6 protein-coding genes and 2 pseudogenes are annotated in these 7,214 nt (G+C 57.1%); all 8 read right to left on the bottom strand.

All coding sequences use genetic code 11. The features are described 5' to 3' along the window. Positions 1-96, bottom strand: a pseudogene (locus tag KDX37_RS28475) (IS5/IS1182 family transposase); the annotation flags it as partial. A gap of 106 nt (positions 97-202) precedes the next feature. Further along, positions 203-1,663: a UvrD-helicase domain-containing protein gene (locus KDX37_RS28470; protein ID WP_231656533.1), complete on the bottom strand. Its 1,461-nt coding sequence runs from the start codon at positions 1,661-1,663 to the stop codon at positions 203-205. A 9-nt stretch (positions 1,664-1,672) separates the two neighbouring features. After that, entirely contained in the window at positions 1,673-2,422 is a 750-nt protein-coding gene (locus KDX37_RS28465; protein ID WP_231656532.1) for a TIGR03747 family integrating conjugative element membrane protein, read from the bottom strand. Between the two features lie 39 nt (positions 2,423-2,461). Further along, positions 2,462-4,621 (bottom strand): type IV conjugative transfer system coupling protein TraD, encoded by a 2,160-nt coding sequence (gene traD, locus KDX37_RS28460; protein WP_231656531.1) that lies wholly within the window; start codon positions 4,619-4,621, stop codon positions 2,462-2,464. A gap of 11 nt (positions 4,622-4,632) precedes the next feature. After that, a complete protein-coding gene (locus KDX37_RS28455) occupies positions 4,633-5,139 on the bottom strand; it encodes an integrating conjugative element protein (protein WP_003435734.1) in 507 nt (168 codons plus the stop codon). Continuing rightward, entirely contained in the window at positions 5,136-5,693 is a 558-nt protein-coding gene (locus KDX37_RS28450) for a transglycosylase SLT domain-containing protein (protein WP_231656530.1), read from the bottom strand. The genes KDX37_RS28455 and KDX37_RS28450 overlap by 4 nt, the downstream gene beginning before the upstream one ends. Further along, positions 5,678-6,424, bottom strand: a complete 747-nt coding sequence (locus KDX37_RS28445; protein ID WP_231656529.1) for a TIGR03759 family integrating conjugative element protein — start codon at positions 6,422-6,424, stop codon at positions 5,678-5,680. Before KDX37_RS28445 ends, KDX37_RS28450 begins: the two co-directional genes overlap by 16 nt. 8 nt (positions 6,425-6,432) lie before the next feature. Then, positions 6,433-7,114 (bottom strand): annotated as a pseudogene (locus tag KDX37_RS28440) (hypothetical protein). Between the last annotated feature and the right edge of the window lie 100 nt (positions 7,115-7,214).

Below are 7,214 nucleotides of genomic sequence, written 5' to 3'. Positions count from 1 at the left end.
ATCATCACTACGTGGGCGACCCATTTTCTGCTCGGGAGAAACCAGATCCTTGATCAATTCCCACGATGCGTCGGAGAGTTCGTAACGCTTTGCCATGCGAGCCTCCAGCCAATCATGGCGGCAATTCTACCCCCACCGACTTTTCGTACAAAACCTAAGGTACGCATATTGGTCATGACAATTGAGCGTCGCAAGGGGCAGCTTACCAAGGTCTTGAGCGCTGCTTCATGTCCTTGAAGCGCTGCATGATGTCGATCACAAGCGAGTTGACGGCCAGAATTTTCATGGCTCGTGTGACAGCTACGTATAGAAGATTCAGCTCGTCGTCGCGTTTGCCGACGTCGATGTCAGGGGAAAGCGGATCTGCAGAAAAGTCGTCATAAAGCCCAACGAAGTCCCACTCCAGACCTTTGGCTCTGTGCGCAGTGGTAAGGGTCACGGTTGCATCGAGCTCCGACGTGACAGAGGCTCCTCGCAGCTGCTCAATACGTTTGGGCAGGTCAGGGTAGTTTTCGATGATTTTGATCGACCGCAGCATCTCAGGATCCTGCGTGGCCTTCGCGATCACGACATACTGGTCGTAATCGGCATAGTCAGTGAGCAATTTTCGCTGCTGAACCTGGTCATTCATATGCCGGCTGAAATAGAACAGGTCCTCCAGATCGCGCAAGGAATAGCTGTCGATCCCTCCGATCCACTGCATGCGGTGGTCTTGGTTGACCAGGCGCAGCGCGTTCTCAATCACGCCGCTCACCGTGCGGTGCAGGTAGGTACGGTGAGGCAGATCGTCCGGTAAGGCTCGTTTCACCAACGTGGGCTGTCCCAGGCCTTGCAGGGGGATCTTTTCACCCTTGAAGGACAGGATGACGTTGGCCACGTAGGCAACTGCCGGCCCAAATCTGAAGCTCTGAGTCAGAAAGTGTTTCTCGGCGTCTCTCATTGCTGGGCTGTTTAAAGCATCCACAGCGCCTCTGAACCGATAAAGTTGCTGATGCCGATCACCTACGGTCACTTGCGTGATTTTTTGGATCTGGACCAGGTTCGCGATCACCGGGTTCACGTCCTGCCCTTCGTCGAGCAGAATCGCACCAAAACGCTGGCTCAGATCTGGCTGGCTCATCTGGTACAGCTTCAGATAGCCATCGTGCGTCATAGGGACTGAGCGATCGTTGATATCGACCATTTTCTCCCAAACGTCTCTGGTCAGGTTGAGCGCTTTACTCATGTACTGCTGCTGGACCGACGTCAGTCTGCGGTTGCTCTGGAATCGCACAAAGTGATCCTCCAGCAGCTCCAGATCCTTGCTGGCCATAAAGGAATTGAGGGTCGAAACGATGTCTTTGGCCAGCTCCCAATCCTGCGTATTGATCGTCCTAGCAATGTCGGTCAAACGCAGATTGCCAGCCTGCTTGTGTTTGTACTGGCTGCCATAAACAGCGTAGGCCAGGCCGTGAGCTGTTTTGCAGGTCACGTTGCGTGGAAAACGGTTCTTTGCCGCGATCTCAACGGCTTTGTTGTAGCAGAGGTAAAGCATTTTGACCGACGAGTTATGCGTGGCGTAACCGACGAGTGTTGTTGTCTTCCCGGTACCGGCAAATGCCTGGACCAGTAGCTTTTTCGCGCAAGAGTGGATCGCTGGCAGTTGTTCTTCTGTCCATTGCATGAGGGGCACCTAAAGGTATTTTTTGAAGCTGGACGCTGTAATGCTGACGGCTAGGCCGAGCAGAGCTGCGCACGGCAAGAGCACAAGCAAAGGGCTCACGCTGAAAGGCAGGGCCAGGTAGAGGCTCCAGGGGATGATCACCAGCGGCACCATCGTTGCCCGAGCTTTGTGATACAGGTAGCTGGACTCGCGGCCGGCACCAAACCGCCGCAGGTCTCGGCGTACCAGTCCGTCGACGAAACCCACGAACGCCGTCATCATAAATAACGGTATTGCTAGGGTCAGGATCACCAGGCGTACGCAAAACACCAGTGTCGTGTAGAGCGCCGCGAGGCCGTAATCCTTAAACTTGCTGACCCCTACACCGAGCATGTAACGCATATCGAAACCGCGTGTTCGTTGTCCTGTAGCAGCATAATCAGATGTGTGTTCAACCCAGTCCTGAAGCCCAGTCTTGACCACCAGCCAGTCATACGTGGTTTGAACCAGCCATGTCGCTGTTCGGCCAGGCTCTTGAACAACCACACTCTGTAGGAACCCCTTGGAGAGCCAGCTGAGTTCATGATCGAGCATTGCACGAGCATGCTGCCAGCCTGCCTCCGGCCAGAAAAAGTACATGCAGATCCATTCGACGATGATGGCTCCCCCCAGAGACAGGAACATCACTGCGGCGAACCGGAAGGGCAGGGTGAACAGTGAACCGATGAGCGTCTGTTCCTGGTCTTGTTGCTGTTTCGCACGGTCGGCAACGTCTGCCATATCAGATGACCTCCCGCCGGTCGTTCAACAAGCCGAAAGTCATGCCGCGTCCTCGGGAGCTACAGCAATTTTTTTGAAGTCGTCGAGCAGATCTGCAGGCAGCGACTCGTTGAGCGTCTGATAACCGGGCGCTGACCACCAACCAGTGTCGTCGACCTTACCCACCTGATAGGTCTGACGCATGCTTTCAGCCAGGGCCTGCAGATCTGCCGGCATCACCTCATCAGGATCATGCCCTGGCAAAGGCATTCTGATTTTCCACAGATTGCCGCCTTCCATAAGGGCAAAGCATTGGCCCTTGGGCAGGCCCACGACATGCGCGGGCTCAATCATTGGCACACTGACCTGCTGCACCTGGTCATGACTGGAGGATGTGAACGCAGTGTTGCCCGTTGCAGTGTCATTCGCCGAGCTGGCTGGGGTGGATGTGAAAACCTGAACCTTAGGCAACTGGTTTGTCAGCAGCTCGGCGGTGGACGTTTCGCGGACGCGTAGCATGAACACGTTATTGAAGTTACCGATCACCTGGCCGGCCTTGGCCTTGTTGCCGATCTTCGCTTCGATATCGCTCATGGTCTGGGTGTACGCAGTCACCTGCATGCCGGCACCGCCACCCTTGTTGATCATCGGAATGAATTCCTCACCCATCAGCTCGTTGAACTCATCGGCGTGGAGGTTGATAGGCACTTTGGTACCAGGGACGCCGCCCGGTAGTCCGTCGTCGACGCCGAATTTGTAGATATGGCCAGCAACTGACACGAGGTCGGAGAACATCGAGTTGCCGACGGCAGCGGCGACTTCAGTGTCCGACAAGGCGTCCAGGCCGATATAGACCACGGCCTTTTTGCGGACCACCTGCATCCAGTCGAAGATTGGTCTTGGATCGTTCACGTCCTGATAGTCAGGCGAGATCAGTTCCGCCATGCGCCCGGTTGTCAGCTTCTCAAGCAGCGGCAGCAGCGAGGCGACGATCTTGTCGAAATAGGTCTTGTCGTAGCGGACCGCACTGCGCAGGCCATCCATCACCGGATCTGCGACGCGCGTCTGAGACAGGTATTGATCGATGGCCACCACGCGGAACGGCCGGCCCTTCATGTTGAACGGTACGTTTTTTTCGTTGAGCTTGCCCTCAATGGCGACGATCGCCTCCCAGGCCTTTGGATCGGATTCATCAAAGTATTTAGAGGCATACTCCTGGAAGATCCCTTCGATGTTGATCACGTGCTGCTGGATCTGCAGGTAGTCAGGCCGGCGGCCCAATGCCACAAGGGCTCTGGCGATGATGTTCACGAAACGCCAGGCGAATTCACGGAATGCTGCCGAGTTACCTTCGCCGGAGAGCTGGCCAGCGATCCGGGTGGCCACCTCCGAAATCCGCCCAAAACGCCCAACGGCGTTGTAGCGTGCCGAGTGATCTGGCCAGCCCAGGTGGAACACATAGAATTCGTTCAGGCGGCCGGCGCGTTTGGCTTCGAGATACATGCGCTTGAGCAAATCGGCATCGCCCTTCGGATCAAATACGATGACGACCTCGTGCTGGCCGTGCTTTTTCCGCCGAATGTCCTGAGTGATGAACAATTCAGCCAGGCGCGTTTTTCCGACACGGGTGGTGCCCAGAACAATCGAATGGCCTACTCGCTCGCCCAAAGGGAGGGAGACGTTCTCCTCGTATGGCTCGATGCCGTGCAGCCGTGGCAAGCCACCGACGGGTGGCAGAGGCCGCACAGGATTGATGGGCACGTCCCATGATGTGGCTCTGGCCAGAAGTCGGACAGGGTATGGCGCAAACTCCGCTCTTTCCTCAAAACGACGCGCGGCGCGGAACAGTGGGGTGGCTTCAACATAGCTGGAGTACTTCGGCAGGTAAGTGTCCATAAGCCGCTGGGTATGGCGCTGCTGCCAGCGAAAGCCAAGACCGATGAACAGACGTTGATTGCTGACCGGCACTTCTTTACTGGTCATCGTGTAATGAGGCAGTCGACGGATGTTTCGGCGATAGCGCAGCACCTGCCATGCTTGTTTGAGACGCACTAAACCCAAAGCGAGAAAGCCCGCGGAGGTCACGATGCCGAACAGCGGAGTAAGCGCAAACGCCCAAGGTGCGAACACGCATAGGAATGCACCTGCAGCGCACACGTACACGGTGTACAGCTCTACGGCGGGTCTGAGCAGTGATTCAATGGCGTAATCCTGAGCCATAACCCGACCTCCTATTGCTCGATTGCGGTTGGGGTGATCAACACCGGATAGTGATTCAGGCCGAGTCGTTGAGAAAGCTCGTCACCTGATGCGGGGGACACGAGCGCGTCGGGCAACCAACTCCTGACTACGGCAAGTCGTTCTTGTGTGGCCACGTTGACCACCAGTCCTACGGCCTGCATCTGCTTCAGCACCGCACCGCGTTCTTGTAGCCATCGGCGTGAAGTTTCGTCGTCACCGATCAGGAACAAAGGCTGCAGGCCTGGCGCGTTGATGATTCGGCCCTGAACTGTCCCCGGAGTCATTCGAGTGGTGCGTACCGGCAAGCCCTGTGCTGCTACAGGATCCAGTTGCGAGGTCAGGTCATTTGAGACAGAAGAGGACGGCTCGGGATTGAGAGATCGATAGTAAGGCAGCGCTGAGTCACCACCTTTGTCTTCAACCACGGTGAGCTCTGCAGCTTGGCAGATCATAAATGGCAGGCAGAGCGCTGCGCCGAGGATCACTGATCGGGTCATGGATTGGTCACCAGCATTTGAATGCCGGTTACCCGGCTGAGATGTTTGGCAAAGGCCTTGCGATAATTGGCAGCTGGAGCGCCGCCGGCAGGCCGGTGATAGCGTCCGGCGACGGTGATCCAGTCACCACCAAGCGTGCGCAGTTCGGCGAGCATCTGTGCGGCCACATCAAGGTTTTTGTAGGGATTGAGCGCGTCGCACGGATTGCTTGATTTAAACCTCTGGCCGTTCCAGCCCATGTTGACCTGACCTAATCCGACGTCGACCCGCTTGGGACCCGCCTGCGCGAGTGCGATGATAAGTGCGGTACAGGCATCGGCACGGGTTGCAAAACGATAACTAGCGCCGGCCACGTTCAGCGTCCAAGGCCACGGCACCAGCTGCCCCCGCAGTGGCGTCCCGCTTTCCTGCAGCGCCACCGAGTAGAGCACTTCCGACGGAATATTCGCGGCGTGGGCAGCCAACTGATAGGCCGGTGGAGGTAGCTCGGCTGCATGGCTTGTCAACGCGAAGCACAGCAGGGCAAGGCCTGCCCACGTCACTGACGCAGCCATTGCCCATTCACCTCACGCACAACGGTGGGTAACTCGCCACCCAGGCTCAGGCCAAGCCAACGTCCACCGTCATGGTTGAGGGTGATTTGTCGGGTTCTGACATTCGCAGGGTCGATCCCCGAGACAATCGCCCAGTTGCGAATTCGCTCATCGTCGTTCTGGCTACCCACCATGTACACGTCAAACGGCTGCTTCTGAGCCTGAAGGGCCTTTACTCGTATCGAGCATTCCGGACAGCCGTCTTTAACAAACACCGCCAATCGGCCGTTACCCTGGTTTGCTGGGCTAGCAGCCGAAGCTTGCGACGCTGAACTGGCGATGGGCATCAGATTGGGATAGAGGCGTTTGAAGGCATCGTCATATGCGCGTTGATACGCCAATTCTTTTGCCGTGCGCTGCGCCTCGGCTTTGACCTGGAGCTCTGCATACCGCCGGCGCTCTTCATCATTGCGGGCTTCGATACCCAATGCTGTCAGCGGATCCAGCCCGGGGGAATACACACCTCGTGAACTCTGCATCAGCGTTTGATAGCGCTGCCATTCTTGGGAACTGAGGTTCCAGTCCCGGGCCAGCATCTCGTCGCTCGATTGCGACTGGCTGTCGGTCAACACGCTCTGTTGCTCCCGACTGTTGTACTGTGGGGAGTTGTTGGTCGCCGCGTTGGCCAAGCCCACTTGTGTCAGCAGGGTTAACCCCACCATGGTGAACATTCTCAGGTTGTAGATGGACATGTGAACCTCTAAGGGCGCAGGGGCAGAATGCGTGGGGAACCGTTTATGCTGAACAAAGCGCGGGAGTCATCCAGCTGCGACCATATCGCCGGGGCGTATCAGGTTGAGTTGGCTCAGTTGAGTGCTGCCAGGCGGGGCAACTGACAAGAAACGTTCACCTCCGCGATACTCCACCCCCACGACCGAAAACGGTGGAGGTGCCTCTGGAGCTTTGGTTTGTGCTGTTGATTTGCGGGAGGGGACTGGAGTCTTCGGCTTGGCCGCAGCGGTGACTTGAGCAGATGCGGCTTCAACTGCACGCAGGTCCTGGAGTTTCACCTGCAGCTCCTCGATCCGAGCCCCCATGACCACAACCTCTTGCATCGTGGCCGCCGCTTGCTGGGCTGCGTCCTGCGCCTGCTTGACGAGAGCTTGGACGGCGTCGATTCGATTGGAGAGTGCCTGCTGGCCAGCCCTGAAATCATCGATGGTTACGGACTTCAGCTGGCTGGCGGCATCAAGCCGGTCATCCACGCCATTGATGCGTTGGGTGATGGCGTTGACGGATTCCAGGTTTGCAGCTGATTCAAAACCTGTTTTCAGGTGGAGAATCTGCCACTGCTGGTAGATCAGCACGCCGATCAGGACGATCAGGGCCAGGATTTGCAGTACGGTGGCGCGGGAAAGAGAAGGGCGCAGTGGCAGCTTCATGGTAAGCGCTCCATGAACCCCACATTCAAACCACTGAGCTGATACCGGATGCTGTGCTCCCGATTCCCTTCAGGAGCCCGTTCGCCATGATGCGACCCGA

Origin of the sequence: Pseudomonas californiensis (assembly GCF_021147775.1) — a bacterium.
In the GTDB taxonomy this organism is placed as follows: Bacteria; Pseudomonadota; Gammaproteobacteria; order Pseudomonadales; family Pseudomonadaceae; genus Aquipseudomonas; species Aquipseudomonas californiensis.
This window is presented reverse-complemented; position numbering and strand designations above follow the sequence as displayed.